The sequence below is a fragment of the Micromonospora sp. NPDC001898 genome, assembly GCF_042891255.1.
Classification (GTDB): domain Bacteria; phylum Actinomycetota; class Actinomycetes; order Mycobacteriales; family Micromonosporaceae; genus Micromonospora.
Window position 1 is genome coordinate 440,674 of sequence record NZ_JBIATC010000005.1, and the last position, 25,348, is coordinate 466,021.

Sequence of the window (25,348 nt, forward strand, 5' to 3'; positions counted from 1 at the left end):
CCCTGTGCCGGCCTTGAGGCACGAGGGTGACTGTGCGCGGAGTCGGCAGGGCGGGCCGGACTTGGGGCGAGCGCAGCGAATGTCCGGGCTGCCCGGTGCTCGCGGGAGCAACGGTCGCCACCACCACGAACCGAGGCATAGCAGGGGTTATGGTTTTGTGTGCTGAAGAGGCTGGTGGTTCCCCTCGTGACGCTCGCTGCTATTGCCATTCGATGCCGTTGAGTCCGTTCTGTAGGAGGAAGGTATCCACGCTCATCTCTAGTGCTTCGCGGGCGGTGGGTCCGTCTGGGCCGTACGGCTTGTTTGGGTCGCGGTAGCGGTCGAGGAATATGCAGAAGATGTCGCCGAAGTTGTAGATCATTTCGCTGCCGTTGTGGTAGTCGGTGGGGAACTGCCAACCTTGGTCGCGGTCGTAAGCGAGCGGTGTGACTTCATATCGGGGCCCGGGGATGCTGCGGACTCGGGGTAGTGGCGTCAGTCGGAAGCGGGTGAGACCTTCGAAGAGGACGACGCCGGTCGGGTTTCTGTTGTCGGCCGCGCGCAGGATTCGGATGGAATATTCGGTCGTCTCGTTAAGGTCGATGTCGGGGTACAGGGGCCGTCGCTTGGGCATTGGGCATCCTCTGGCTCGTCTTGGTGAGGGCTCTTTGGCGCTGACGTTGGCTGGTCATCGCTGCCGTTGATGAGCCGGTCCGTGGTCGTCGTCTCTGTCAGATCGATGAGTCGCAAGGCGTCGTGAGGTAGCGGCAAAGAGCGGTGGGGGTGTCGTAGAGCTTCGGGCGATGGGGTGAAGCGCGGGTCCTCGATGCTCGACCGGCGTCGCGTGGTGTTGACGTGACGGCATTGACCGCCCGCAGTGTGTCCTTCTGGTGAGTCTGTCTTGGTGATCGGCGCGCTCATGCCGCCAGCGCTAGCGCGTCGGGCTGCTTGGGGTAAGGGCCGAACGGCAGTGGTGCGTTCTTGTTGAGCTTGGCCCAGTCCGGCCGCAACTTCCGATTGATCTTGATCTGTTTGCGGTCGCGTTTCGTACGCCCGAGCGGCTTGACGTAGCGGTGGCACCCGCCGTGGCGCAGGAGTCGAATCCCGACTGCCGGGTCGTCGCGGACCTCGCCCAGCCATGCGGCGGGATTCTGCCTGGCCCGGATCGGCCGCGCCCCGAGCGAGATGAGTAGTTTCTCGGCGGCCTCGTGGCCCGCGTCCTGCTGGCGGATCTTCTGCATGGTGATCCCGTTGAGGACCGTGCCGTTGGGCAGAAGCCAGAGCGTGCGCTTGGCGCTGCGGCCGGCGATGAAGAAGTTGCCGCCCTGGTACACGAATCCGACGTGGCTCTTGAACCTGACCACGCCGTCGGCGTCGATGCGCGGCACCGGGTCGGCGAACGACAGGACCGCGTGCACGCCGGCGGCGAGCAGCATCTCCTCGCAGCGGGCGAGGAACCAGGTTTCCTGGCGGAGTGTACGGATTTGTAGGTGACGAATTCGTCCGGGCAAACGCGAGAGTGCGCGGACAATCGCGTCTATCTACGCAACTCGTTTCCAGCTATTGGAATCTTGGATGGGTCGACCATTTCGGACTACAGACCTCGTGTAGAAGATGGGGGTCGCGTTCCAGCCGCCTTCGCTCGGTCGTGGAGACTGAGGCGGGCATGGCTCGACTGGCGGTGCGCCCGACACACGGCACCCTCGAACGTCTGTTCGGTTCGGACCAGGCGATCCGGTAGGCTACCCCGCGCGGACGCGGTGAGGGGGCAAACGTTGCGCCTAGTGGCGAACAGGTATCTCGTCAAGACCGACGCTGAGCGCATCGGCGGTCAAGGCAAAATTGTCGAGGCAATCGACGGCGAAGATGGAGCCCGGGTTGCTCTGAAGCTGATCTCTCGACGCGACGCGGATGCGACGCAGCGCGCGTTCTTCCGACGCGAGGTCGATGCTCTTTACCGGTTGGATCATCCGAACATCGTGTCGTTGCGCGACTTCGGTGAGGATGAGCAGCAGGACGCCTTCTACCTGGTGATGCCGTGGTTCGACAAGAACCTGCTGCAGGAGCTAGCGGCCGAGGAGGGCTTGGGCTGGGACGACTTCGCCGACCGGTGGGGGCTGCCGTTGGTGGAAGCGCTGGCCCACGCGCATGAGCGTGATGTTGTTCACCGCGACGTGAAACCGGCGAACATCTTGATCGCCGAGGACGGCAGCCCCAAACTCGCCGATTTCGGCATCAGCAAGATCCGTAGCCAGATGATCACGGAGTTGACGCTCGTCGAGCACTTCTCCCGTCCGTACGCGCCGCCGGATCTGCAGGGCATGGCCAATGCCAGCCGGGACGTGTGGGGCTTCGCCGCGACCGCGTTGCGATGCCTGACGAACGGGCCGTTCGACGACTACCCCGATATTCGGACTGCTCTGGCCGACATCGATGTGCACCCGAGTGTGCACCAACTGCTCACTCAGTGCCTCAGCTACGACCCGCAGGCTCGGCCGCAGAGCGCGGCCGTGCTGCGCAGCCGTCTGCGGGAGATTCAGTCCGCCCGGCGGCGTAGGTTCTCCGACTACGTCCGGCGAGTGGAGGTGCGGGTGAAGGACGAGGCGGCCCGGCGGCTTGCTGCGCCGCCGCTGGACCGCGACCCCGAAGCGATCGAGCGCGCTCTGACGAGTGAGCTTGTCCAGGGTGCCCATCTGCTGCGCTACGTCGACGGCGCAGGCACCGTCTCGGCCAACACGCTGGAGCTGATCGGCCGGGACCGCCGACTGCGGCTCGCGGTGGTGCCCGGCCGACCCGAGCTTGTTCTGACCAAGGTCAACGAGGCCCCCGAAGCGGTCCTCGAAGGTCTGCGCCGACGGGGCTGGCCCGTGAGCGATCAGATCGTGTGGACATCACGTCCACAGCCACCCGAGGCGGCGATGCAGGCCAAGGAGCTGGTCCTCGCCGGTGTCGACGATCATTACCTCCGGCTCGACGACGAGCGGCATCGTCAGTTCGAGAACCGCATGTTCGACGCATGGATCGACCTGCTCGACGCAAAGGAAGCCCTGGAGATTGAGCGGGAGCCGCCGCTGGCATACACGTCGATTGACGTAGAAGGCCGACGCGTCAAGTTCTTCCTGAAGGAGGCCAGCGGCTCGGACATCCTGGGGAAGGATCGGATCTGCCGCGGACCCGCCGGCCGGCTCGCCGGCGGCCCGGGCGTCGTGATCGCACAAGACGACACGACGATCACGCTCGCCTACCCGAGGAAGATCAAGAGCCTGCCGGGAACTGGCGAGCTCGTGCGGAACATCGGCCCGACCGCAGAGGCGCTGCGCCGGCAGCGCGAAGCCGTTGTCAACGTTCGGGCCGGGATCTCGGTCCGCCCGCAGCTGCGCAAGCTGCTGCTCGACCCCACTCGGATCGCTGTCCCGGTTGCTCGCTTGATCGAGTCGTGGTCTGACCCGGAACTGGACGAGGACAAAAAGACCGCGGTCGCCGCGGCGATGGGAAGTCCCGACTTCTTCCTGCTAGAGGGTCCGCCGGGCACCGGCAAGACCAGGTTCATCACAGAGCTCGTCCAGCAGGAGCTGAAGCGCAAGCCCGACGCGCGGATCCTGCTGGTCAGCCAGACCCACGTGGCGGTCGACAACGCGCTGGTCCGGCTCGCCGAGGCCGGTGTGGCAGACCTCGTCCGGCTCGGCAAGGAGGACAACCCGCGCATCGCCGCCGAGGCACGTGAGCATCTGCTGGACCGGAAGATGCCGGGCATCGTTCGCCAGGTCAGGCAGCGGGCCGAGGCGGAACTGAAACGCCGCGCCACGGCCGTCGGCGTCGATCCTGGGCATGTGGCGGGCGCCGCGGCGATCCTTGAGCTGATCGAGGCGCTGCGTGAGCTCGGTGCCGCCCAGGCCCGCCTCGACGGCATCGACACAGTCCGCGGCAGTATGGGCGGGCATCTGCCCGACTTCGGAGAGCGGGACACCGAGGCGCAGACCGCCGCGCTCAACGACCGTGTTCAGGTGCTCGTCGAGCGGGCCGATGAGCTGCGCCAGCGTGCCAACGTGGCCTTGGACGGCGACCTGGAGCTGCCCCAGGATCTGACGCTGCAGGGCGCCCGGGACGCCTTCGACGCTGTCGTCGGCGACGACGGGCAGCTTCGCAAGCTCGTCGAGCTGCTGACCTTGCAAGCCGAGTGGTTCCAGCGGATCGAGTCGGGCCGCGAGCTGGAAGGGGTGGTGCTGCGCGGCTCCAGGGTGGTTGCCGGCACCTGCCTCGGGTTCCTATCACACCCCGCCGTGCGTGACCTCGAGTTTGACCTGTGCATCCTCGACGAAGCGTCGAAGGCGACTGCGACCGAGACGTTGGTGCCGCTGTCGAGGTCCAAGCGGTGGGTGCTGGTCGGCGACCCGCACCAGCTTCCGCCGATGCAGGAGGAAGTCCTCGACCAGCCCGACCTTATGCAACGCCACAACCTGGAACCTGCAGACATCGGGCAGAGTCTCTTCCAGAGGCTGCTCGACCACGCGCCGGTAGGTGCCCGGCGTCAGCTGACCCACCAGTACCGGATGGTCCCGGGCATCGGCAATCTCGTGTCGGCGTGCTTCTACGACGGCCGGCTGGTGTCGATGTCGACCCATGCCCTGCCCGGCTGGAAGGCGTTGTACAAGCCGGTCACCTGGCTGGACACAGGTTTTATGGCCGATCGGCACGAACGGGCCGAAGGCACGAGCGTCGTCAACCACTGCGAGGAACGCATCATCCGGCGCGCGATCACCTCGCTTCGCGGCGCCGTGGATAAGGGCGTGATCAAACCTCCGGACGGCAAACCGCTGCGGGTTCTGGTGCTGACCGCTTACAGCAAGCAAATGGAGCAACTGCGCCGCGCGGTGGCCGGACCACCATCGCCGGATCTGGAGATCGAGGTCAACACCGTCGACGCCGTCCAGGGCCGCGAAGCCGACATCACTTTTTATTCCGTCGCCCGCAGCAACACCCAACGCCGGCTGGGGTTCCTCGGACCGCTGCACTGGCGACGCATCAACGTCGCGCTGTCCCGGTCGCGCTACGGCCTGGTCATCGTCGGCGACGCCCCGTTCTGCGAGTCGATGCCCGGCCCGTTGAGCACGGTGCTGACCCACATCCGGCGCAACGGCGACACCTGCCGGATCGGAGACGCGCGCAATGGCTGACACCACCGTCACCGCGGCCCGCCGCTACAGCGACCAGCACCCCGGCTACCGACTCGCCTACGCCGGCGAAGCAGCCGTTCCGGTATCGCTGCTCACCCTCGATGTACTGGCACAGGAACGCAAGAGGCTTCCCCTAGTGGACGAGTTCGTGCTGCGACTCGCAGACCACGGCATCCACAAGATCGACAACATGGCGGCCGTTCTCGGCATCGACACGGCGACCGTCTCCGCTGCCGTCACGGCTCAAATGTCGGCCGAAACTGTCGAATACCGGCCGGACAGCTTGGGCGGTCACAAGGTGCTGCTGACCCAAGGCGGCCGGCGCGCGGTCGAGGAACTCTCGACCGTAACCCCACAACGCACCGAATACCCGCAAGCCTTCGACCGGATGCTGTGGCAACCGATCCCACACGTCCGAGCTGACCTGGTCACCCGCGCCGACGCCGAATCGCAGGGCATGCGAATCCTGCCCTCCGTCCGCACCGCCGACGTAGACACCAGCGATGTGTCCCCCCGACGGCTCAACCTCCTGCTCGACCAGACTCAGCAGGACAACGGCCGCTCGGCGATCGAAGTGCTCAGCGTCGAGGCAATCACCCGTCAGCCCCGGCTCTACTTGCCCGCCGTGCTGCTTGTCTTCGCCTCCGACACGGCCGACGACCTGCGCTTCAACATCGTCGTCGACGACTTGCTCAGCGAGCACCACGACAATGCGCTGCACCAGGTGGGCGGGGTCGAACGAACCAAGATCCAAGTAGTGCCCGCCGTCGGTGAACCGGATCTTCCATCACCGCTACGGCAGCAGCGCATACCATACGACGAGGTCCGCGATCTGCAACGCCGGGCCAACAACCCACCGCCGCAGGACGACAGCACGCCCGGCACGCCATCGAACGGAGCCAAGCAGCACGAGAGCGTCACCGCCCGCAGCGCGCTGGAAGCCCTGACAGTTCGCTCCGTGCCGCTGTTTGAGCACCGGGAACTGCTAACAACCGCGCTGAACAGCGCCCGCACCAGGTTCCTGCTGGCCTCACCGTTCGTCCGCGACGCCGTCGTCAATGGCGACTTCCTAGCCAAACTTGAGATCATGCTGCGCAGGTCCGACCTGACCGCTCACATCGGTTACGGACTCGGCCAAGACCCCGCGCACAGCGACGACAACGCCCTCAGCCGGCTGCGCGCACTCGCCCGTCGCTATCCCTTGCTCAAGCTGGCCCATGTACCTGACTCCCATCCGAATGTCCTGATTTTCGACGACACGTGGGTGAGTAGCGGCTTTGAATGGCTATCGTTCCGCGATCAGCCCACACGCACCTACCGCCCGGAGGAAGGCACGCTCGTACGCGACAAGACGCATGTGGACGAGCGACACAACTACTATGCCGAGCTGATCGGTAGGGCCGACGTCGACGCTGCCACCAGAAGCTAAGAGGGCCAGATCGATTCGTGGCTCGGCGAGTTACCCTGCGCCGATGGGTGCAGCCTCGGATCGGACAGGCCACGTTGGAGTGACCTAGCGGCAAATCGTCGCATGGGTACTTCACCACAATGACTCACTTTCCTGGTGGACTGTACGGATTCATGCCTGACGAATCGGTTCGGAGGCTCGACGTGCTGAAGATGCGTCGGCGCATCGCATGCCTATCGGGTGCTCTGATCTTGGACAATCGCCGGACTTGCGGTCTGTCGCTAACCTGAGGTGATGCTTGCCGCTGATGCACCCTCCGTGACCGACTGGATGCAGGGCTGGGGAAGCATTCTCAGCCTGGCGGTTTCCACCGGCGCGTTGGTCTTCACGGGTTGGCTACTCCGACACGAGATCCGCGTGCGCCGTGAGGAAAAGGCGGATGCTGATGCCGCGCAAGCCCGTCTCGTGGTCGCCCGCATTGTCGGCGAGGAAAGATCAGGAACGCATCCCGAAATCGGTCATTTGACCGGCCCGATGATCGGGATCCGGTGGCGGATTAGAAACCACAGTCAAGCGCCGATCTTTGACGTCTTCGTCTCCATCAATGAGTGGCGGGACGACCTTTGGGGTGATGTGGTCGAGGGCGAAGCATCGGGCACGGCCAAGTGCGATCCGCCTTTGCCATTCGACTCCTACCCGTTTGATCCTCGCGAGGCCATCATCGAAGTCGAGTTCACCGATGCGGCAGGTCTTCGCTGGCGGCGGCGCATGGGCGAGCCGCCAGAGCGGGTAATCGCTCCACCGGTTCGACGTGCCGGGCTCGGGCGGTGGATTCCTGGACGGCGGAAGAAGAAGACCGACGACGTCCCCTTCTGATCAGGAGCCAGGATTCCTGACCCGCCACGCCCACTACCTACATTGCGGCAACTGATCGGGTCCAGGGTAAAGGTTCGGTTTCCGAGTTTCCGTGTTGCCGGGCTCCGGGTCCGCCACCACCAGCCTGCCCAGCTCCAACGCCTCATGGCCGGGTTTGAGTTCCGGGAACGCGTGGGTCAGCGCCTTCTTGCTCGTCACGCAGTACGACGCCACCCCGACCAGCTTGTGGGCGCGGTAGAGGCCGAAGGACTGCCAGCAGACGACGTGGGAGCCGGCGTAGTGCCGGGGGATCACGAAGTCCGCGGCGACGGCTCGGCTGATCCGCTCAACGGTGTACCTGCTGGCGTCGAACTCTTCACCCGGGCGTGCGAGCTGCCACTTTTGACGGTGCCCGACCTCCGAGCGCAAGCACCACGGTGACAACGTGGCGACCTCGGGCAACATATCCCGACCGAGGAGAGCGAGCTGCGTCACCAGCTCACCCCGGCCTCGGCGAGCAGAGACGCGATCGTGCGGGCTTGCTGGAACGAGTGCCCGGTGTCCGTTTCAACCCGGGCGTACTCGCGGGCCAGCCCTGGCCGCAGCCGTACGGCGGTGAGGAGGTCCTTCTTCGATCCGAGCACGCACAGCGAGCAGGACAGCCTGCTCATGCCGGCGTCGTGCGGCCACGCCCAGGGCAGCTCGGACTCCCGGATCTGGGCCCACACCTGCTCTTCGGTCCAGTGGTGCACCGGGTACCAGTCCCAGACGTGTCGGCGGGTCTTGTTCGACGCCGCGGCGTTGAACGCGTACGGGATCCTCTTCGCCCTGCTCGGCGACTCCTGGAACGCGCCGACCAGTTGCCCGGCCGGCTCGGGTCCGATCCGGCCGCTGGTGTACTCGTTGACCTGGTCACCGACGGCGATCGGCTGCCCGGCACGGTCGGTCATGCCGGAGTGTGGCCGATCGGGCAGCAGCCTGGTTTCGGTCAGGTGCACCGCGACCAGGGGGTGAGCGGTCGCCCAGCGGGCCGGATGCTCGACCTTCCCGTAGAGGAACCCGCCCTCGGCGTGCTGCACGTGCAGCACCGTGCCGTCGGCGCCGGGGATTCCCGCGCGCATGGTCACCTGCTGGCCGACCAGGGCAGCGGCGATGCGCTGCAACTCTTCGACCGGCCAGCTCGGCACGGTGGTAGCCGGCCCGAACAGGAGCATCGTGGGGGTTTCGTGCCGGTGGAAGCACGGCCGCGGCCCCACTCCGGCGCGGCAGGCGCTCAGCCACTCGTCCGGGCCGACCCGCTGCCAGAAGTCATCGCCCTGACGCACTGCGTGCACCTCGGTCGGGAGGCTACGGTCGGCCACCGGCAGCGGCTGCTCGCGCCGTTCCCGCTCACACGGCACGGCATCACCGTTCTCGGCTGCCCGCTCGGCGTTGTACCGTTCGTGGGCCGTCCACGGCCTGACGTAGGTGTCGCGTTCCGCCCTGGCGGCGAGGATCAGGTTCAGGATTCGCTGTGCCTTCGCCTCGGCCTGCCCCCGCAGCGAGGGCGGGCACCGGTCCGGCACGGTGAAGGTGTCCGCGAGCAGGTCGAACGTGACGCCGTGGCAGCGCCAGATCATCGCGTTCATGCCCTGTTTCCGGACGAACAAGTTCAGGTCCGTGCTGGCCTGGTCGGCGATGTGACCGGGCCACACGGTGACGTATTCGTGGCTCCACGACTGGTAGGTGGTGTTCGGGGCGAGCCGGACGCTGGCCAGCCGCCCCTCCCAGTGGAACGGCCACGGGCCCGCCCCGTAAACCACCCCCGGGTCGTCGACCTCGTACGCCCAGTCGCCGGCCGGTGGGGTGACGCCCCACCCGTGGGCCGTAGTGCCCTCCGGGTCGGCCGGCGGGGGGAGCTTCGCGATAGCTGTCTCGGCGTCGGCTTGGGTCGCGAAGTAGGCGCCGCGGCCGTCACCGTCGGTGTCCGGACCGGCGGTGCTGACCACCCGGGCGCGTTCTGTGTCGAAGATGCACCATGGAGTGTCGTTCGGGCCGCGGTGGTCGCGGTTGAGAGGGTGGGCGGCGATGAAGCGCGGTGGGCGCAGCGCGTCGGCGGGCGCGTCGTCGGAAAGCAGCGTCCAGGTGTGCGAGATCCGATCGGTGTCAGATCCTCCGGGCAGGAAGTGGACGCTGTCGCCGTCGATACGGCACTCGGCGGACTTCGGCCACTCCAGGCGGCCATTGCGGATGGTCGCACCGTCGGCCTTCACGGCGTCGTAGTGGAGCACCGTCTTACCGCCGGTGATGGTGCGGAGTCCGGACACCATCGGGAAGGTGCGGTTGATGCACATCCAGCGGGAGCCGGGAACGGCGGCGCGCTTGAAGTCGGAGAGGTAGCGCACGGGTGGTCGATCCTTTCTTGCAGGTGGCGGTCGGCGACGTCGTCGGACAGCGCGGCCATCAGGCCGCTCCGGTTCAGCCGACGCTTTCGCGGTGGCGGGCTTGCCCGCCAGCGGTGGTCCGGCGGGCAAGCCCCCAGGTCAGGCCGGAGCGGTTGCTTCCCAGGTGCCGGCCGGGTAGACGGCGTACCGCGCGTGGGTCTTGTCCTCTCGCGTGGTGCCGTCGACGAGCGTCACGCTCATCCATGAGCCGGTCGGACGGCTGTGGGCCGGCGAGACGTCGGCGACGGGGCCGGCGAAGTGCCGCCATAGGTAGCGGCCGGAGCTGCTGGAGTCCCACAGGCCCTTTATGAGGTCGCCCGGTCGCAGCTCGCTCGCCCGACGCTCGGCGGGATCGTGGGCGGGGATCCGCCACGCCGGGGTGATGGCGAGCGGTGTCACGCCCGCGCTGACTTCAGCGGGAGGTGTGCCGTCGAGCAGCTGCTGGTAGATGTCGAGGTAGAACATCGCCAACTCGCGACAGTTATCGAGGTCGGTGACCTGCTGCGCGAACGCGGTGACCTCCGAGTCCGCGGCGTCGAGGTCCAAACCGTGGGCAATGCGCTGCGCTGCCTGCACGCAGTAGCGCTTGTGCCGCGTCGCAGAATCGGGCGGGACGCGCCTGGTCTGTGCGCGCAGGTCGACCCACTGGCCGACGCGTCGGGCGTGCTCCACGGGCCACGGGATGCCGGCGGGGGTGTCGAGTTGCTGGCCGTCGCGGCGGCGGCCGTGGATGTGGCGATAGGCGACAGTCGGGAGGTGGCCGCCTTCGGCGACGCTGACGCTCTTGGCGTTGACCCGGGTCACCTTGTGCCAGCCGTACCCGCCGACGCGGACGTGGTCACCGACACGGAAGTCGTCGCGGGTCCAGGGGACGAACTGTCCCGACTGGGCCATCGCGGCGAGCTTGGCGCGCTGGTGCGCGCGGTCCTCGCTGTCGCGGTCGATGTGCAGTTGAGCCCGGCGGCGGAACTCGTCGGAGGACTGCGGGTTGTCGCGCGAGCGTTCCCACCGCCGGATACCGGCGCTCAGCTCCTCAATGCGGTTCGCGATCGCGCGCGGATGGTGCTTGGCATCCTCGTTGTCGCGGGCGCCGTCCGCCCGGCGGCCCAGGTGAGCGGCGTAGGCGGATTCGTCGATGGCGGTGAACCGCAGCGCGTCGCTGCGCTCCTGGTCCCTGCGCGCTTTGTTCTCGCTGTGGTGCCCGATCAGGATCGGTTGGCCGCCCGGTCGGCCGGCGCTGAGCTGATCGGCGCGATCCCGGGCGGCGTCCGCGCGGGCGTCGGCTGCGGTGGCGCGCTCGGAGAGCCGGTCGGCGCGGGTGCCGGCGCGGTCTTCGCGTTCGGCTTCGCGGACAGCGGCTGGTCGCCACTGGTCGTCAATGGTGATGGTCACGGTGAAGCCGGCGGCGCGCAGGCTCTCGGCTGCGGCGTTGATCCGGTCGGTGTCGGAGAACGTGTCGCGGGTGTGCGGCAGGTGAATGCCGGCGTAGCGGCGGTAGATGAAGCCGTGCAGGGCGACGAGGTCGAGTACGCCGTCCTGGGGTGTGGACCCGTCGAGGGTGGTCCCGTCGGAGTGGGTGTGGCTGATGGTGATCACGCTTTCCGCCTTGGTCGTCGTGGGGCTGTTGGTTACCGCCGGGCTGCTGGTCGGCGTGAGTGGCGCGGGTCGGTGGTCGCCGGCCCGCGCTAACTGGGGCTACGGGGTTACGGCGATGTGGTCGAGCCGGGCATGAGGGAACAGAACGCGGACTGGCAGAGGGCGGCCGTCAGCGCTCTTGAAGACGGCCATGCAGGCGCGGCAGAGCGGTTCGCGCGTCGTGCCTGGCTCGCCGGTCTCGATGTCCGAGCCGTCGGGGCGAAGGCTGCACCGGGTGAAGTCGTTGATCCAGACGCTCGGCACCGTCTCGGGATCGCAGAAGATCATGTTCAGGCAGCGGATACACGCGGCGATGAGAACCATGGAGCCTGTTTCTGCCGTTTGGTCTTCCGAGTCGTTCCACATCAACGCTGGCCTCTCCCATCGGTACGCCGTACAACTTGCCTTGCATCTTTAATAATACAGCATCAAGGCGTCGGGTGCGAGGCGAGGGACGGGTGGTGGTAGCGGCTGTTCGCGTTCGCGGGCGGGCCGATCACGAGGGCGGTCGCGTTGTCGGTGCTGCCGGCTTGACGCGCGGCGCGCACCAGCCGGGTGGCGGCGTGCCGGGGATCCCTGTGTACGCGCAGGACGCGGCTCATCGTGTCGGGGGAGAGGTGGCGGTGGACGCCGTCGCTGCACAGCAGCAGTCGGCCGACCGGACCCAGCACGCGGATGCTGGCGATGTCGCCGCGCCCGATAGATGCGCGGATGGTGTTCTCCGCGCGCGGGCCGATCCACTCGGCGGGCATGCCGGTGTCGCGCATGTGCTGCGCCTCGGTGTGGTCGATGGTCAGCTGCGTCAGCGCGCCGGCCTCGTAGGTGTAGGCGCGGGCATCGCCGCACCAGGCGATGTCGAATCCGCCACCGATCGCGGCGTCGATCGGTGCGGCGACGACAGCGACCGCGTTGCCCTCCTGGCCGACCGGGGCGTGGTCGTAGTGGCGGTGCCAGATGGTGCGCGCGGCGTGAAGGCCGGCGGCGGCTCCTCCGGTCGCTGCGGCAGCCGCCGCCGACCAGGCGGCGGTGTAGGCGGCGGTGGCCGGTTCGTAGTCGTCACCGATGCCGTCGGTGACGCAGAACGCCTGCTGACCGGTGCTCGGGTGGCGGTACGCGGCGGCGGAGTCCGCGTGTACCCGGCGTGGGCCCTGGTCGTAGGCGGTCCAGGCGGAGTGCAGGAGGTCTTCCGGGTGGCGGTCGGCCGCGTGGGCGCAGTCGACGCACAGGTGGGGCCATCGGCGTTCGGGGATGTGGAAGAACCATTCGAATCCGCAGGCGATGCAGCGCGTCATATTGCGCTGCCAGGTGTCACTCCAGCGGATGTACGGGTCGTGGTCGATCTGTGAATTCACCGGCGGTACCTCCATTGTGCGGTCTTGGAGAGAAGTGGTCGACCCGCTGCGGCGCTTGGGAAACCTCTCTCACATCGCCACTCTATTAATCATACATTACTTGGTCGGTGTGTCAAGGGAGGTCAGGATGCGGTGCGATCCCTGGCGGTGCACCTCTACACCCGGGCGGGTGCGGTGTCGCCCTGCCCCTGATCCGCTCGGCTTGCCTTGAGTCGATGGCGGACGGAATGACAGTCCCTTTCCCGCGAACCCGCCGCCGTCCGGCGGTCACCTAGGAGCCCTAGCGTTCCCGCCGCAGGCGCATGTGGAAGCACGCAAACCGTTGGTGGGCGGCGACATCGACCGGGGCGCAGTCTCTCCGCCTAGCCGTTGAGGCGGCTGGCGAAAGGTGGTACGGCGTCGACGACGGGGTGGCGCACCTGTATGGCTGTAGGGGTTATTCGCTGTGGGGTGGAGTGTTCGGCGCGAATGTGCCGTCGAAACTGCGGATCAGGACACCTTGCTGGTGAAGCTCGGTCAGCGCGCGGCGGACCGTGCCGGGGCTGACTGTGTACCGGGTGCCCAGCTTTGCTTCGGAGGGTAGAGGCTGGCCTGGCGTGAAGGTGCCATCCGAGATGTCCTGTCGGATCGCGGCCATGGTGAGTCGATACTTCGCTGCGGTGGGGCCGGTTTCTTCGGTGCGTACTGGAGGGCCCGCTCCGGCACCGCGGCCGGGTCGGTTGTTGATCCACTGTTCCACGCGCTGGCGTGTCCAAGAGCGGATGATGCCGCGCTTCGGCGCAGGTTCCTCCAGGTCAGGGCGGGGAAGGTATCCGTCTTCGCCGCGCTCCCACGCTGGTTTGCTCATGTCGACGTACTTGGACCATGTGCTGGCCTTGGCGTCGATGAGTGCCCGGAACTCGACGGCGGGAATCAGCTCGCTGGGGTCGCCGTCGAGGGTGATGGAGTGGACGCGTGCTCGGGACGTCTCGGCGATGTCTTCGAGCGTGGAGGCCAGGTCATCGAGCGGGTACAGCAGGACGCCCTCTGGGCCGGGTACTGGGGCGGGCCATCCGGAGCCTTCGGCGCGGCGCTTCGGGCTGGTTTGGATTGCGATGGTTTGTTCGCTGCGGCCAGTGAACTCGGCGGCGCCGGCGCGGTCGGTCATCCGCCGTCCGTCGACGACCCGAATCTTCACGTCTGTTCCTGCTCGGATCGGGGGCCAGTGTGTGCGGCGGCCGGGAACATGCACCCGCGAGCGGGTGCCAGCAGCGCCCCGGCCGCCAACCAAAAACCTCGACAACGAGCAGATGCGCGCCGTGAGATCGGTGCCGAGTGTAACAGCGTCGTGCCACAGGAATCTCCTGCTGTTGAGGGCGGTCGATGGTGATGTCATGAAGGTCCTGGTCCCTGCCAAAGTTGAGATCGTGAACATGATGTTACCTTTAGTGACTTCCACGAAAGTAGCGGCCCGGCGCGTCGGCGTCGGGCCATGGAGCGTTCGGTGCGGAGCGCGAGGCCAGAGTTCGTCCCTGAGTGGGTAGCGGTCAGGATGGACGGGGGTTGGCGTCTCGGCCTTGCTGAAGTTGTATCCACGGGGCATCGCGCTCGTGGGCAGATCGATGCGGTGGGGGGTGCCCGGACTCGCCGGACACCCCCCACCGCGCTCATGCAGCGGTGCGTTCCTGCACCGCCGGCTGCAACAGGTGATCGTTTACGCCGTCGCTGTGTTCGTCCGCGTCGGGCTGAGGATCGGTGGACGTGGGCGTTGCGTCGTCGCTGGCTTCGGTCGGTGAGCCGTTCGGCACGACGTGAAGAAGCGGCGTGGCGTCTTCCGAGTCGCCGTCATCGGAGTCGTCGTCCTCGGCGTCGCCCTCGCCCTCGTAGTCGTCCTCTTCGGGGTCGGGGTCGCTGTCGGACTGGTGGGTGGGCTTGGCCGTCAGCGACTCACGCAGCTCGCTTTCGGCGTCGGAGAGGCCGTAGCCTGCGGCGCTGAGGCGGTCGAGCCAGCTCAGCGCTGGCCCGCTTCGGAAGCGGTACGGCGCGGCGAGGAAGTTGTTGAGGTTCCTCTCGTTACCAGCGACCCAGCGACCCACCAGCAGACGAACGAGGCGAGCTTCCCCCGCGTCGTTGATGTCGATCTTTTCGGGGGCGATGCCAACCAGTCCGGTGAGCAGTTCGTGCTCGTCCCGGCCGCTGTCGGGCAGCGCCGGATCGGCCAGCGTCGCGCGCAGCGCGTGAACATAGAGCGCCTTCGCGGTCTTGGCGTTGCCGAAGGTCTGCACCACGAACGAACGGCGCAACTCGCCTGCGGTCTGCAACGCCGTGTGGAGGGCTGCGGTCTTCGCCGCCTCGCTCTCCTTGCGGGCGATCTCGGTGGGGGAGACGTACGTGCTGTACACACCGTGCCGCGTGAAGCCATGTGCGTCGGGGTTGAGGCAGATCACGACCACCTCAGCGTCGTGCCCGGAGGTGTCGATGAACGCGGCGAATCCAGGCTTGCTCCGCACGTCGGCGTCCTTCAACGACTCGCCCTCGGGGCCGCGCAGACCCTTGACGGCCACCTCGCGGCTGCTGTGCGGGAACCCCTTCGGCTTCCCGACGACGACGACGCCGGCCTTGTCCAGCTCGGCGCGCAGCTTCTTGGCGGTATCTGCGACTCTGCGCTTGCGCTTCTCGCTGGCGACCTGGTGCCGCAGGCCCCATGTGGTGCCGCTCTTCTTCAGGATCCGGTCGAGTGCTGCCTTGTCACCGTCGAAAGCGGCGACTTCTGCGGCGTCCTCCAGCGTCAGGTCGCCCTTGTCGACCGCGCTCTGGATCTGAGTGCCCTGCTTCGCCAAGGTCAGGGACCGCTCGACGTGGGCCTTCTTGCGCCCGGTCCGCTCCACGATCTGCTCGGTGGTCCAGCCCTCCAGGGTGAGCTGCCGGTAACCACCGGCCTCCTCACTGGCGGTGAGCGCCTTGCGGTGCAGGTTCTCCTGCAACATCGACGCGATCTGCTCGGCGGTGAAGTCCGCCATCGCATCGTGCACCAGTACCGGCACTTCCAGCGCCATCGGTGAACCCAGCTCGATGGCCTCGATGGCGGCGGCCCGGCGACGCTGCCCCTGAGTGATGTAGATGCCATTCGCGCCCGGCACCCCGAGCAGTGCCTGGAAGACCCCGCTCTGCGCGATGCCGTCCCGCAGTTCGCTCAGGTCACCCAGCTCCTTGCGGATCTGGCGCGGGTGGACGCGAAGGTCTCGCGGGTCGGCCCACACCAGTCGGGGGCGCACCGAGCGCGTCGTGCTGTCCGCCTCGGGGCTGCCCTGCGCCTCCTGGCTGTTCTGCGGGTCGGGGTTGTCGAGGATGCCGACCGGCTGATCAATGCCGAGGGCTTCCGGCCGCAATACTTCTGCATTGGTTTCCAACACGACATGACTCCTTGGGTGAGGTTTTTGGTCGCTAACCCGGGCTGCCGTCCGGGCTAACAATTTAATATTACAGCACTCGGGTCCTTGGTGCAAGTGAGACCACTTGTTTACTTGAAGTAGTCGACCGGCGTCTTGGCCAAAGATGAGCGGGAGCCGGGGCGCGATGATCGCCGGCCAGGACGCGCCGCAGCATGTCGGCCGCCTTCACGGTCGTGCGGGCGGCGAAGGCGTGCGAGTTGGTGCCCGGCCAACCGGATCGGGTCGCGGGTGAGGACCGAATCCGCCCACGGGTCTGGCAGCGCGAAGACCGGTGCTGGCCTTTCACTGCTGGAGGTGGTCATGGTCAACTGCTCAGGATAGGGCAGATAGGGCGGGGCGGGATGCCGAAGCTGCGCGCCGCCCGTCCGAGTCGTGACCGGCTCGGACGAGCGGGGAGCGGTGACGGGTCAACCGGTGCGGGCTTCGGCGGCGTTGCTGAGGAACGTCAGCAGTGCCACCGCCGGGTAGAAGAACTCTGAGTCTCCGTGCCAGGGATCGCAGAGGCCGCCGTTGTGCCAGTCCGGTGTGCCGTCGGACATCTCCTCGACCGTTTCGATGAGCTCCCGCTCGATGAGGGCGTAGTGCGAGCGGCTATCGGAGCCGGCCGTGTGCACGGTGATGTGCGCCCCCGGCGCTGCTGCCTCCAGTGCTGGTGGGGCGGCCTGCTGGGGCTCGAAGCGTACGGTGGCGCTCACCTCGTAGGCGCGGCGGTGCTCGCGCGCCCAGGCGACGGCCGCGTCGACGTGCTCGCCGCTGATGCACACGCGGTCGTTGCCCTTCCACCGGCCCATGTCGCCCGGCCGCAGACCTGTCGCCTCGCGCAGGCTGTCCACCTGCTCCTGGGTGGTAAAGCCGAAGACGAAGACGTACCGCTCGGTGGCGACGCCGCCAGCGGCGGTCGGCGCGGCGGTTGCGTAGCGTGTGCTCATCGCCGACCCTCCGAGTAGACGTTCTCGCCGCTGGAGTTGAACTCGCCGATGAGCGGTAGCAGTGCTGGGGGCATATCGACGCTGTCGACGTGGACGAATACCCCGTCGTCGCGGCGGCGAATCGACAGGTCGACGCCGTAGGCGGTGATGATGATCTGCTCGCCTCGGTCGTTGGTGTTCGGATCGGCCAGGTAGGTGCGCAAGCTGAGCGCGTCGAGCAGTGTCTGCGCGGCTGCCACGGTCGCCACCGCCGCGTCCCCGGCTGCCGCTTCGTCGGTGGACTGGTGGAAGGCGGCGAGGCTTGCCCGCAGTCGATCGAGCGCCGGCGAGACCACCGCCGGGCTGTGGTCTGGACGGTTCATGGTGCTCCTCCAAGGGTTGAGACTTCCGGGTGAACCCGGTGCGGGGGTGCCGTCTCCCGCGCAGGGCCGTGGCACTCACATCGACAGGTGGGCGCTATTCGTGCACTAAGCGCAAGTCCGTGGTCCTAGACGAACCTGATGGCGTGGAGCCTTCGGTTGGCTGGCTGGTGTGAGACATCGACATTGGCAAGGTTGGCCAAGTAAGCGGCGTCGCCGTCAAATTGGCGAATGATCTGCGAGGCGCATCGAGTGATCCTGTGGATGTCGTACGGATGCGGGCTTCCGTAATCCAGATCGAAAGCGCCTCGCAGTTATATAATACCCTTTATCGGAGTGGGGCAGGAGTCGCAGTTGACGTTTGTGGAGCGATCTACAACACAGCGGCCTGATCGGTGAAATCGCAATCAGCGCCATTGGGCGAGTTGGCATTTCGCGGAAGGTGGAACCTTCAGGTATCGTGAATGGGACGGCGCTGCTCGTTCCCCCGTGCGAGCAGCGCCGCATCACGACTGACGCGGGTCGCGTCCACGGCCTTGCCGCTCGAAAGATCGATCCGCTCTGAGGGCACCGGCCCGGGTCCGAATCTCGCGTTCGTGCGGCTCGCTTGCCAACGAGCGCATAGCGTCGCAGGTGTCGCCGGTCGAACGGGGGAGGCGACGTGCGGCCACCGATTGAGCCCATGCGCGCTGTCGGCGTCTCTGAATTGCCCGACCCGCGCACCTACCGCAGACGCGGCGAGGTGGCCTATGAGCCCAAGTGGGACGGTTCTCCAGAGACACTGATGTGTCTCAGCTGAGGATCGATGCGTATCGGTTCGCCGTCTCGTCCGTTGAGTGATTGGCATGCTCGTCGATCGCTCGCGGGGTTCTCATGCACCTGTTCTTCTCCGATGTACCGAAGGCCCACCGGGCTGGCGGCATAGCGGGCCTTGGCGCCGCGGAGCTGTCGGGCTTGTTGGCGAGGTGGGCTCCTGCGGTGGGTACGCCGATCGTGTTGTCGGAATCGATGACGCCGGTGGAGCCGCTGTGTTCCTGGTTCCGGGAGTTGAGCCTGGATCGGCGCAGCGTGAAGACGATGCGGGCGTACGCGTACACCACGACGATGTTGCTGCGGTTCCTGCTGGCGCGGGGTGCGGATCTGACGTCGGCTACCGAGACGGATCTGCAGGAGTTCCGGCGTTGGCGCCTTGATGACGCGGAGCAGACGATCAGCGAGGCGGCGTGGGATCGCGATGCTGCGGCGATCGGCAGCCTGTATGACTTCTTGGTCCGGCGGGGCATGATCGCCCGTCGGCCGTGGCGGGCCACGGGCCGAGGCCGGCGTTCGTTGTCGACGGGGGTCAGTCGTGATCTTCGGGTCCGGCACATGGGCTTGGAGCAGTACCTGTTCCTGCGGGATGTCGGGTTCGGTGGGTTGGCTGCGAGCGCGGGCCTTGACGAGCGTTTCCGGGGCTGGCGGCCGCATCGCAACCGGGCGGCGTGTGAGTTGGCGCTGCTGACCGGGATGCGGATCCAGGAATGGTCCACGGTGTTGCTGCCCGAGCTGGGGCTGCTCGGTGACGGTCAGGCGCGGGCGGTGGAGTTCGAGCTGGGGGCGTGCGCGAAGTTCGGGCGCCCGCGGAGGGTCTATGTCCCGGCCGACGCGGCCGAATTACTGGGTCCGTATTTGCTGCTGGAGCGTCCGGAGATCGTTGCTAAGGCGCAGTCGGTGTTGCGGCGCCGGCGGCGGGAACTGTTCGTCGTGACCCGGCTGGAGGCCGACGGCGCGAAGGTCCGCGGGCTCTTGGACGGTGCGGTGGTGACCCGGTCGGTGCGGGGGATGGATCCGCGGCTTCGCCGGCTCGCGGTGCTCGAGACCGGGGACGGTTTGGACCCGCTGGCGTTGTTCGTGGGCACGGGTGGACGGATGCTCACGGCGTCGGGCTGGGATCGGGTGCGTTGGGCGGCCTGGGACCGGATGAGAGCTCAGGCAGGTGACGGGCAGGCAGGGTTGTTGCCGGGCCGCTGCTGGGTGTTTCATGACCTGCGGCACACGTTCGCGTTGCGGTTGCTGATCTATCTGACCGAGCTCGCGTTGCAGGAGCTTCAGCGGCGCGGGGCGAGCATGGCGACGCTGCTGGAGCACATGAGCGGCAACCCGCTGTTGCAGGTCCAGCGCCGGCTGGGCCACGCCAGCCCAGCGACGACCTACCGATACATCCGTTATCTGAAGGACCCGATGCGCGATGTCGCGCAGGCGTTCCGAGCCTGGACCGTGGCCGGCGGAGCGACCTACGCCGAGATCGCCCGCCACGCGTTGGACGGGCAGGCCGATGCCCCGCAGAGGTGAGCACCGGGCGGGTTTCCCGGCCCCGCAGAGGGCCGCAGCACCCGTCGAGCGGATCGGGGGCCGGCAGGTGACGGTCCCGGCGACGGGCGCGGCCGGATTGAAGTCCGCGACGGTGCAGCTGTCGTTCGAGCCAGGAGCGTTTCGATGCGGGCGGCTGGCGGCCGAGTTCGCCGACGAGTGGGTGGAACTGGTGGCGGCCGCCCGATTGCGCGAAGGCGCGGCTCGTTCCTACCTGACGGCGGTGAAGGTGTTGCTGGCGCACGTCGACGCGACGATGCCGGACGCGGCCGCGGCGTCGTTGGCGCGCGGCGAGCCGGATTTGCAGCGGGTGGTCGCCGACTGGGTGCGGGTGCTGCCGTCGCAGCGCCGGCCGGGTTCGCGGACGCCGGGCTGGCATGCGGGCCGGGTCCGGGCGTTGATCGCCCGGCGCATGGAGCATCCGGGCCGGTCGGTGGCCGCTGGGTGGCAGGGGTGGGTCGACGGCGCGGTCGGGGTTCGGCGGGGTTCGAGCAGTGAGCTGGACGAGTTCAGCCGAGCCGACAAGAAGAAGCTGATTCGAGCCGCATTGGTGGCACGCCGGGCGACGACGGCCCGGATCCGGCGAGGCCGGGCGCTGGCCGCCGGTGGCACGGATCCGGAACGCGGCGGATGGCTGGCGGTGGAAAACCTGTTGTGGGCGCTTTGGTCGGACTCAGGCGCCTGCGAGCAGATCCCGGACCGTTTACCGCCGGCGGCGCAGTTCCCGGCCGCCCTACACAAACTGGCGCCGGGCGGGGTTTGGCACAGCAAGCGGCACTTGGTGCAGTTCCTGCTGGCGGAGCTGTTCGTGACCGCGTTGGATCTGCATGCCTACCGAATTTTGTTGATGGCGGCGACCGGCCGGGCGCCGGAGGAGATCACCGGGCTGACCGAGGACGATCTGGAGTTCGGCCCGCACGGGGTGACGATCACCTTCACCAAGGGCCGGGCCCAGGTGCGCCGCCGGCAGACGTTCACCGCCGAGTCGGATGAGGCGGGGACGCTGCATCCGGCGGGGTCCCGGCTGGACGCCGCGGAGATCGTCGCCGAGTTGCTGGAGTTGAACCGGCCGCTGGCCCGGCTGGCCGGGATCAGTCCGGTGCCGTTGTTCCTGCGGGTGTCGCGGCCGGGCGCGGCGCTGGTGGCCAGGTTGCTGACCCGGTCGAGGGGTTACGCGTTCACTGACTGGCTGCGCCTGCACGGTGTGACGGTGTCCGGGCCGGCGGACATTCGCCGGCTGCGCAAGTCTACGAAGGTGGAGAAGGCGATCGCGTTCCGCGGCCGGATCAGCGACATCGCCGACGACCACTCCGAAAAGACGTTCCGCGGCCACTACGCACACGGCACCACCCTACGCGTGATCGCCGGTGAGGTCATCACCGCCGCGCAGCACCGCTGGCTGGACACCGCGTTGGCCGGCCCGACAGTCTTGGACGAGAACGCTGCCCAGTCGCTGGCCGACCCTCAGACCGCGACCGTGCTCGGGTTGGATCCGGCCGAGGTGGAGGCGCTACGGTCCGGGCAGCTCAACATGGGTGTCACCGACTGCACGGACCCGTTCGCGTCGCCGTTCGGCCGGCCCGGACAGCTCTGCCCGGTGGCGCCGCTGCGCTGCCTGGAATGCCGCAACGCGTTCGTGTTGCCGTCGAACCTGCCGCAGCTGCTGCTGTTCGCCGAGCACTTGCAGAAGCTCGCGTTGCGGCTGACCCCCACTCACTTCCACACGTTGTGGGGGCAAAGCCGCACGAACCTGGACGAGGTGCTGAGCTCGCGCACGGCCGCCGAGCTGGCCGAGGCGCGGCGGCAGATCGCCGAGGACGGCATCGTCCTGGTCCTGCCGGCGGCTACCAGGGTGGAGTTCGACGCATGAGCAGCCCTCACCCGGCGGCGGTCGGGCGGTCGGCGTTCTACCGCGACGACGAACCGGTCGTGCAGTCCCATCCGCTGCTGCCGGGCGCGATCGTTCCCCGGTTCGGCGATACCGGCCGCTGGGACCTGAACGGGGTAGTGCATAAGGCAGCGCATCATCCGCCCGTGGCAATCCGGCTGTTGTTCCATGACCTGCAGGGAGGCTGGAATCTGCTGGCGCGGGAACTGGCGATGCTCTGGCTCAACCCCCGCCACCCCGCAGTGCTGGCCGCCGGTGTCCATCTGCGGCCCGATCCGCTGTCGGCGATGACGGTCGCTCAGCGCATCGCGCAGCTACGGCCGCTGGCCCGATTCGGTGTCGAGCAACAACTCCCCGCCGATCTGCAGGGCTGGAGCATCGAGGACGTCAAGGTCTACGTCGCTTCTCGGCAGGCGGCCAGCGAGCCAGGCACCGTCTGCAACATGGTGCACGTGATCAAGGCCCTGCACCGTTTCCGGGACGCGTTGAGCGGGGGCGGCCTGTCTTGCGACCCTTGGCCTGGCATGTCGCCGAATGCGGTGGCGCACCAGCCGATCGTCGCGCCGCTGCGCACGCCAGCGATCCCGCCGCAGACCTGGTTCTCGCTGATCCGTAACTGCTGGGCCTACATCGACGTGTTCGCCGACGACATCCTGCGGGTCAGCGCCTACGCCGACGATCTGCGGTCCCGGGCGGTCAGCGACGCCGGCGGCGACCAGCGGCTGCAGGCCTGGCTGGCTGATCCGTCGACGAGGGTGCCGATGCGCCGCGCCAAAGGCGCCGAAGGTGACGGCAGCGTCGCCCACCTCAGCGTGGTGACCCGGATCGTCGGGGTCGGACCGTCGTTCTTCCAGGTCAGCAAGCCGCACGGTCAGGTCCGACGGGACGCCGTCGCGCGTCTGGTCACTGCCGGCCGCTGCCATCCCGGCCTGCTGCCCGACCTCGCCACGGTGACCCGCCCGGACGGCACCCGCGGGCCTTGGCACGACAACCTCGGTCCTCGCCAGGTCGCGATCGAGCGGGTGATGCTGCGCAACGCGTGTTTCATATTCACTGCGGCGCTGTCGATGATGCGCGAGTCGGAACTGCGCGCGATCACCAAGGACGCGCTCGTCGACTACTACGGCAGCCCCGCCGTTCGGTCCGTCCGGCAGAAACTCGACCCCGACCTGCCGGTCAAGCACTGGTGGATCACCCCGCCGGTCGCCCGCGCAATCGAGCTGGCCGGCCGGTTATCGCGCCACGACCAGCTCACCTTCGCCGCGGTGACCGACACCTGGTCCGGTGAAGGGTTCGCCAGCATCGCCGCCATCGCCGACTTCATCGACCACGTCAACCGGTGGCGGCATATCAGCGGCTTGGAGGCGATCCCGGACGGCAAGGTCACCCCGCACATGTTCCGGCGCACCATGGCCATGCTCACCCGCGAGTTCCCCGGCTCAGAGATCGCCGTCGGGATGCAGCTCAAACACGTCACGACCCGCGCGCTGGCGAACCGGGTCACCGGCAGCTACATGGACACCGACCCGTCCTGGGCCCGCCAGCTGGACGCGGCCATCACCGACCGCCGCTTCGAGCGGCTCACCGAACTGTTCGACGCCGACACCGCCGGCCAGACCGTCGGATACGGCCCCGGCGCCGCCCGGCTCCGGGAAGCCTTCGCCGCGGTCCGGGCACAAGCCGAGCAGCTCCGCGCCACCGGCAAGGCCCGCCGCGGCGACATCCGCGTCGAACACGACCTGCTGCGCCGCACCCGGATCAACATCCGATTCGGCAAGCTCAACCACTGCACCATGAACGACAACGACCCCGTCGGCGCGAAATGCCTCGAAGACGCGATCGCGCCGCCCGGGCACCGTGGTCCGCTACTGGACCGCTGCCAGCCCGGCCGGTGCACGAACAGCATCATCGCCGGCGAACACCTGCCAATCTGGACCGCCGAGCGGTCCTCCCTGAACCGGCTACTGGACACCGGGACGCTCGCGCCAAACCACCGCCGCCGCATCGAAGCCGAGCTGAGCGAGGTCGAGCACGTCCTCAACCGGGCAACCCCATGACCGCCGCTGTTTCCCCGGCCACCCGGCGCCAGCTGCTCGAGGCGATGCAACGGCTGCTTGCCGGCACACCCCAGCACACCGACGGCCGGCTGACCAAGAACAACCTCTACCGGGAGGCCGGGGTCAGCCGAGCCACCATGAACCGCGCCAGCGACATCCTCGCCACCTGGGATGCCCACGTCAGCAGAAGCCCGGCCGGGACCGCCGCCCGCCGCCGCGACGACGACCTCGACCGCCTGCGACACGATCTGAAGGCCAGCCGCGCGCGTTGTCGCGAGCTGCAGCACCACCTCGACGCCGCGGCCACCGTGATCGCCGCTCTCGCCGCGGAAAACGACGCCCTGCGCCGTCAGAACGCGGACACGGCGTCGCGCCTGGTAGTCCCACTACGGCGGGACCCGGCCGGACGGTGAGGCATGATCAGCTGCCGACACCACCGAGTCGGCGGTCTTCGTTTCCACCCTGACGCCAGGTACCGGATGCAAGTCACACGGCCCCGAACGTGCGCTCGCGGTGGTTTCTGAAGCGGGGTGTCGGCATCGAGAAGAGTGATCACCGTGTGGGGCTGCCGAACCGGACGCGGTTGCCGTCGGGATCGGCGGCGATGAACTCGCGGAGTCCGTAGTCGGTGTCCGTGATCGGGCCGATGCCGTCGACCGCCTCTTCCTTCAGCCGTTTCCACAGCTGCCGGGCGTCACCGATATGAACGAAGCACTCGCCCGGTGAGACAGCCCCGTCTGGCTGGGAGAAGTGCAGCTCGGCGTCACCGCTGTTGAGCAGCAGATAGCCGGGGTAGCGGTCGGTCTCGATGAAACCGATCCGCGTCCAGAACGCCGCGGTCCGGTCGAGGTCGCCGCTCGGCAAGATCGGGATAGCGGTCCGGGCCTGTTCTAGGCTCAACGCGTGGGCGTGCGGACGGGCCCAGCGCACCAGCGCCTTCAGTGACGCGGCCGGCAGCCGCCGCACCACAGCGAAGGTGGTCGCCCGCCGTGCCGCCCACAACGCGCACCCGGTGCACACGAACACACCCGGCGTCATGCCGAGCTCGGCGACCTCGTCGGCGGCGAAGGTGTTACCGCAGCAGCCATATCGACGGGTCGGATCGAGCCATCGGCCGGCGTCATCACACGACCCTCTTCCTCAACGCCCTGGCCAGGTCGGCTACCTCGGGCAACCCGGCGAGGCTCCCGGACTCTGTCCGGAAAACCCGGCAGGTCAACCCCGCCGGTACCGCTTCGTTTCCGAGCAGGTCGACCCCGTCGATCAGGAACGTCGGCGACCCGGCCAAGCCGGCCGCCGCAGCCTCCGGTTCGCTGCTGACCACCACGAATTCGACATTCACCGCGGCCTGACCGACAGCGTCCAACGCCACCCGCAACCGTTGTCCGGCCGCCCGTCAATTCGGGCAATCCGCGAAATACACAATCGACGCCCTCACCCGATCTATTCTGCCCCTTCGGACCGCTGAAGCAGTGGTTCAGCCCCGCCTCCGGCAGCAGGGAGGGGAGG

At 67.8% G+C, this 25,348-nt stretch carries 20 protein-coding genes; 7 read left to right on the top strand and 13 right to left on the bottom strand.

Going from position 1 to position 25,348, the window contains the following annotated elements; translation table 11 throughout:
- Nucleotides 1–199: 199 nt before the first annotated feature.
- Together ACFYZF_RS15025 and ACFYZF_RS15030 are read right to left on the bottom strand one after the other, a co-directional pair.
- Complete coding sequence (locus ACFYZF_RS15025) at nucleotides 200–613, bottom strand: hypothetical protein (RefSeq protein WP_387020268.1); 414 nt, start codon at nucleotides 611–613, stop codon at nucleotides 200–202.
- Between the two features lie 283 nt (nucleotides 614–896).
- The gene (locus tag ACFYZF_RS15030) at nucleotides 897–1,415 is read right to left on the bottom strand and encodes a hypothetical protein (RefSeq protein WP_387020271.1); all 519 of its coding nucleotides are present in this window, start codon (nucleotides 1,413–1,415) and stop codon (nucleotides 897–899) included.
- A gap of 348 nt (nucleotides 1,416–1,763) precedes the next feature.
- On the opposite strand from ACFYZF_RS15030, the gene ACFYZF_RS15035 reads away from it, so the two are divergent.
- The 3 genes from ACFYZF_RS15035 to ACFYZF_RS15045 all read left to right on the top strand — a co-directional run bounded on the left by ACFYZF_RS15035 (nucleotide 1,764) and on the right by ACFYZF_RS15045 (nucleotide 7,437).
- The gene (locus ACFYZF_RS15035) at nucleotides 1,764–5,153 is read left to right on the top strand and encodes an AAA domain-containing protein (RefSeq protein WP_387020274.1); all 3,390 of its coding nucleotides are present in this window, start codon (nucleotides 1,764–1,766) and stop codon (nucleotides 5,151–5,153) included.
- Complete coding sequence (locus ACFYZF_RS15040) at nucleotides 5,146–6,582, top strand: hypothetical protein (RefSeq protein ID WP_387020277.1); 1,437 nt, start codon at nucleotides 5,146–5,148, stop codon at nucleotides 6,580–6,582. Before ACFYZF_RS15035 ends, ACFYZF_RS15040 begins: the two co-directional genes overlap by 8 nt.
- Nucleotides 6,583–6,855: 273 nt before the next feature.
- On the top strand, nucleotides 6,856–7,437 hold the full coding sequence (locus ACFYZF_RS15045; protein ID WP_387020280.1) for a hypothetical protein: 582 nt from the start codon (nucleotides 6,856–6,858) through the stop codon (nucleotides 7,435–7,437).
- 33 nt (nucleotides 7,438–7,470) lie between these two features.
- Here ACFYZF_RS15045 and ACFYZF_RS15050 read toward each other — a convergent pair whose 3' ends face one another.
- The 9 genes from ACFYZF_RS15050 to ACFYZF_RS15090 all read right to left on the bottom strand — a co-directional run bounded on the left by ACFYZF_RS15050 (nucleotide 7,471) and on the right by ACFYZF_RS15090 (nucleotide 17,548).
- Nucleotides 7,471–7,911: a hypothetical protein gene (locus ACFYZF_RS15050; RefSeq protein WP_387020283.1), complete on the bottom strand. Its 441-nt coding sequence runs from the start codon at nucleotides 7,909–7,911 to the stop codon at nucleotides 7,471–7,473.
- Nucleotides 7,908–9,800 (bottom strand): hypothetical protein, encoded by a 1,893-nt coding sequence (locus ACFYZF_RS15055; protein ID WP_387020286.1) that lies wholly within the window; start codon nucleotides 9,798–9,800, stop codon nucleotides 7,908–7,910. The genes ACFYZF_RS15050 and ACFYZF_RS15055 overlap by 4 nt, the downstream gene beginning before the upstream one ends.
- Before the next feature lie 138 nt (nucleotides 9,801–9,938).
- Nucleotides 9,939–11,435 (bottom strand): DUF3560 domain-containing protein, encoded by a 1,497-nt coding sequence (locus ACFYZF_RS15060; RefSeq protein WP_387020289.1) that lies wholly within the window; start codon nucleotides 11,433–11,435, stop codon nucleotides 9,939–9,941.
- A gap of 99 nt (nucleotides 11,436–11,534) precedes the next feature.
- A complete protein-coding gene (locus tag ACFYZF_RS15065; protein ID WP_387020291.1) occupies nucleotides 11,535–11,798 on the bottom strand; it encodes a hypothetical protein in 264 nt (87 codons plus the stop codon).
- Nucleotides 11,799–11,902: 104 nt separating this feature from the next.
- Nucleotides 11,903–12,826 (bottom strand): PP2C family protein-serine/threonine phosphatase, encoded by a 924-nt coding sequence (locus ACFYZF_RS15070; protein WP_387020294.1) that lies wholly within the window; start codon nucleotides 12,824–12,826, stop codon nucleotides 11,903–11,905.
- Nucleotides 12,827–13,262: 436 nt separating this feature from the next.
- Nucleotides 13,263–14,003, bottom strand: a complete 741-nt coding sequence (locus ACFYZF_RS15075) for a GntR family transcriptional regulator (RefSeq protein ID WP_387020298.1) — start codon at nucleotides 14,001–14,003, stop codon at nucleotides 13,263–13,265.
- A 469-nt stretch (nucleotides 14,004–14,472) separates the two neighbouring features.
- The gene (locus ACFYZF_RS15080) at nucleotides 14,473–16,218 is read right to left on the bottom strand and encodes a ParB/RepB/Spo0J family partition protein (protein ID WP_387020300.1); all 1,746 of its coding nucleotides are present in this window, start codon (nucleotides 16,216–16,218) and stop codon (nucleotides 14,473–14,475) included.
- A gap of 446 nt (nucleotides 16,219–16,664) precedes the next feature.
- Nucleotides 16,665–17,186, bottom strand: a complete 522-nt coding sequence (locus ACFYZF_RS15085; RefSeq protein WP_387020303.1) for a hypothetical protein — start codon at nucleotides 17,184–17,186, stop codon at nucleotides 16,665–16,667.
- On the bottom strand, nucleotides 17,183–17,548 hold the full coding sequence (locus ACFYZF_RS15090; RefSeq protein ID WP_387020306.1) for a hypothetical protein: 366 nt from the start codon (nucleotides 17,546–17,548) through the stop codon (nucleotides 17,183–17,185). Before ACFYZF_RS15090 ends, ACFYZF_RS15085 begins: the two co-directional genes overlap by 4 nt.
- Before the next feature lie 975 nt (nucleotides 17,549–18,523).
- Here ACFYZF_RS15090 and ACFYZF_RS15095 point away from each other — a divergent pair.
- Genes ACFYZF_RS15095 through ACFYZF_RS15110 form a run of 4 tightly spaced genes read left to right on the top strand, consistent with a single transcriptional unit; the run spans nucleotide 18,524 to nucleotide 24,252 of the window.
- Entirely contained in the window at nucleotides 18,524–19,876 is a 1,353-nt protein-coding gene (locus ACFYZF_RS15095; protein WP_187691461.1) for a site-specific integrase, read from the top strand.
- Entirely contained in the window at nucleotides 19,860–21,764 is a 1,905-nt protein-coding gene (locus ACFYZF_RS15100; protein WP_387020309.1) for a hypothetical protein, read from the top strand. Before ACFYZF_RS15095 ends, ACFYZF_RS15100 begins: the two co-directional genes overlap by 17 nt.
- Nucleotides 21,761–23,839 carry a hypothetical protein gene (locus ACFYZF_RS15105; protein WP_187691557.1) on the top strand — a complete coding sequence of 693 codons (2,079 nt, stop codon included), beginning with the start codon at nucleotides 21,761–21,763 and terminating at the stop codon, nucleotides 23,837–23,839. Before ACFYZF_RS15100 ends, ACFYZF_RS15105 begins: the two co-directional genes overlap by 4 nt.
- Nucleotides 23,836–24,252 carry a hypothetical protein gene (locus tag ACFYZF_RS15110; RefSeq protein WP_187691558.1) on the top strand — a complete coding sequence of 139 codons (417 nt, stop codon included), beginning with the start codon at nucleotides 23,836–23,838 and terminating at the stop codon, nucleotides 24,250–24,252. Before ACFYZF_RS15105 ends, ACFYZF_RS15110 begins: the two co-directional genes overlap by 4 nt.
- A gap of 139 nt (nucleotides 24,253–24,391) precedes the next feature.
- On the opposite strand, the gene ACFYZF_RS15115 is transcribed toward ACFYZF_RS15110, so the two are convergent.
- A complete protein-coding gene (locus ACFYZF_RS15115) occupies nucleotides 24,392–24,877 on the bottom strand; it encodes a VOC family protein (RefSeq protein ID WP_208810960.1) in 486 nt (161 codons plus the stop codon).
- Nucleotides 24,878–24,962: 85 nt separating this feature from the next.
- The gene (locus tag ACFYZF_RS15120; RefSeq protein WP_274477752.1) at nucleotides 24,963–25,211 is read right to left on the bottom strand and encodes a hypothetical protein; all 249 of its coding nucleotides are present in this window, start codon (nucleotides 25,209–25,211) and stop codon (nucleotides 24,963–24,965) included.
- Nucleotides 25,212–25,348 lie beyond the last annotated feature (137 nt).

What these genes read in the sequence shown, in the direction of transcription:
- ACFYZF_RS15040 (WP_387020277.1), top strand. Translation starts at nt 5,146, where the DNA reads ATGGCTGACACCACCGTCACCGCGGCCCGCCGCTACAGCGACCAGCAC.
- ACFYZF_RS15090 (WP_387020306.1), bottom strand. Translation starts at nt 17,548, where the DNA reads ATGAACCGTCCAGACCACAGCCCGGCGGTGGTCTCGCCGGCGCTCGAT.
- ACFYZF_RS15025 (WP_387020268.1), bottom strand. Translation starts at nt 613, where the DNA reads ATGCCCAAGCGACGGCCCCTGTACCCCGACATCGACCTTAACGAGACG.
- ACFYZF_RS15045 (WP_387020280.1), top strand. Translation starts at nt 6,856, where the DNA reads ATGCTTGCCGCTGATGCACCCTCCGTGACCGACTGGATGCAGGGCTGG.
- ACFYZF_RS15110 (WP_187691558.1), top strand. Translation starts at nt 23,836, where the DNA reads ATGACCGCCGCTGTTTCCCCGGCCACCCGGCGCCAGCTGCTCGAGGCG.
- ACFYZF_RS15030 (WP_387020271.1), bottom strand. Translation starts at nt 1,415, where the DNA reads ATGCTGCTCGCCGCCGGCGTGCACGCGGTCCTGTCGTTCGCCGACCCG.
- ACFYZF_RS15085 (WP_387020303.1), bottom strand. Translation starts at nt 17,186, where the DNA reads ATGAGCACACGCTACGCAACCGCCGCGCCGACCGCCGCTGGCGGCGTC.
- ACFYZF_RS15065 (WP_387020291.1), bottom strand. Translation starts at nt 11,798, where the DNA reads ATGGTTCTCATCGCCGCGTGTATCCGCTGCCTGAACATGATCTTCTGC.
- ACFYZF_RS15115 (WP_208810960.1), bottom strand. Translation starts at nt 24,877, where the DNA reads ATGACGCCGGGTGTGTTCGTGTGCACCGGGTGCGCGTTGTGGGCGGCA.
- ACFYZF_RS15105 (WP_187691557.1), top strand. Translation starts at nt 21,761, where the DNA reads ATGAGCAGCCCTCACCCGGCGGCGGTCGGGCGGTCGGCGTTCTACCGC.
- ACFYZF_RS15100 (WP_387020309.1), top strand. Translation starts at nt 19,860, where the DNA reads ATGCCCCGCAGAGGTGAGCACCGGGCGGGTTTCCCGGCCCCGCAGAGG.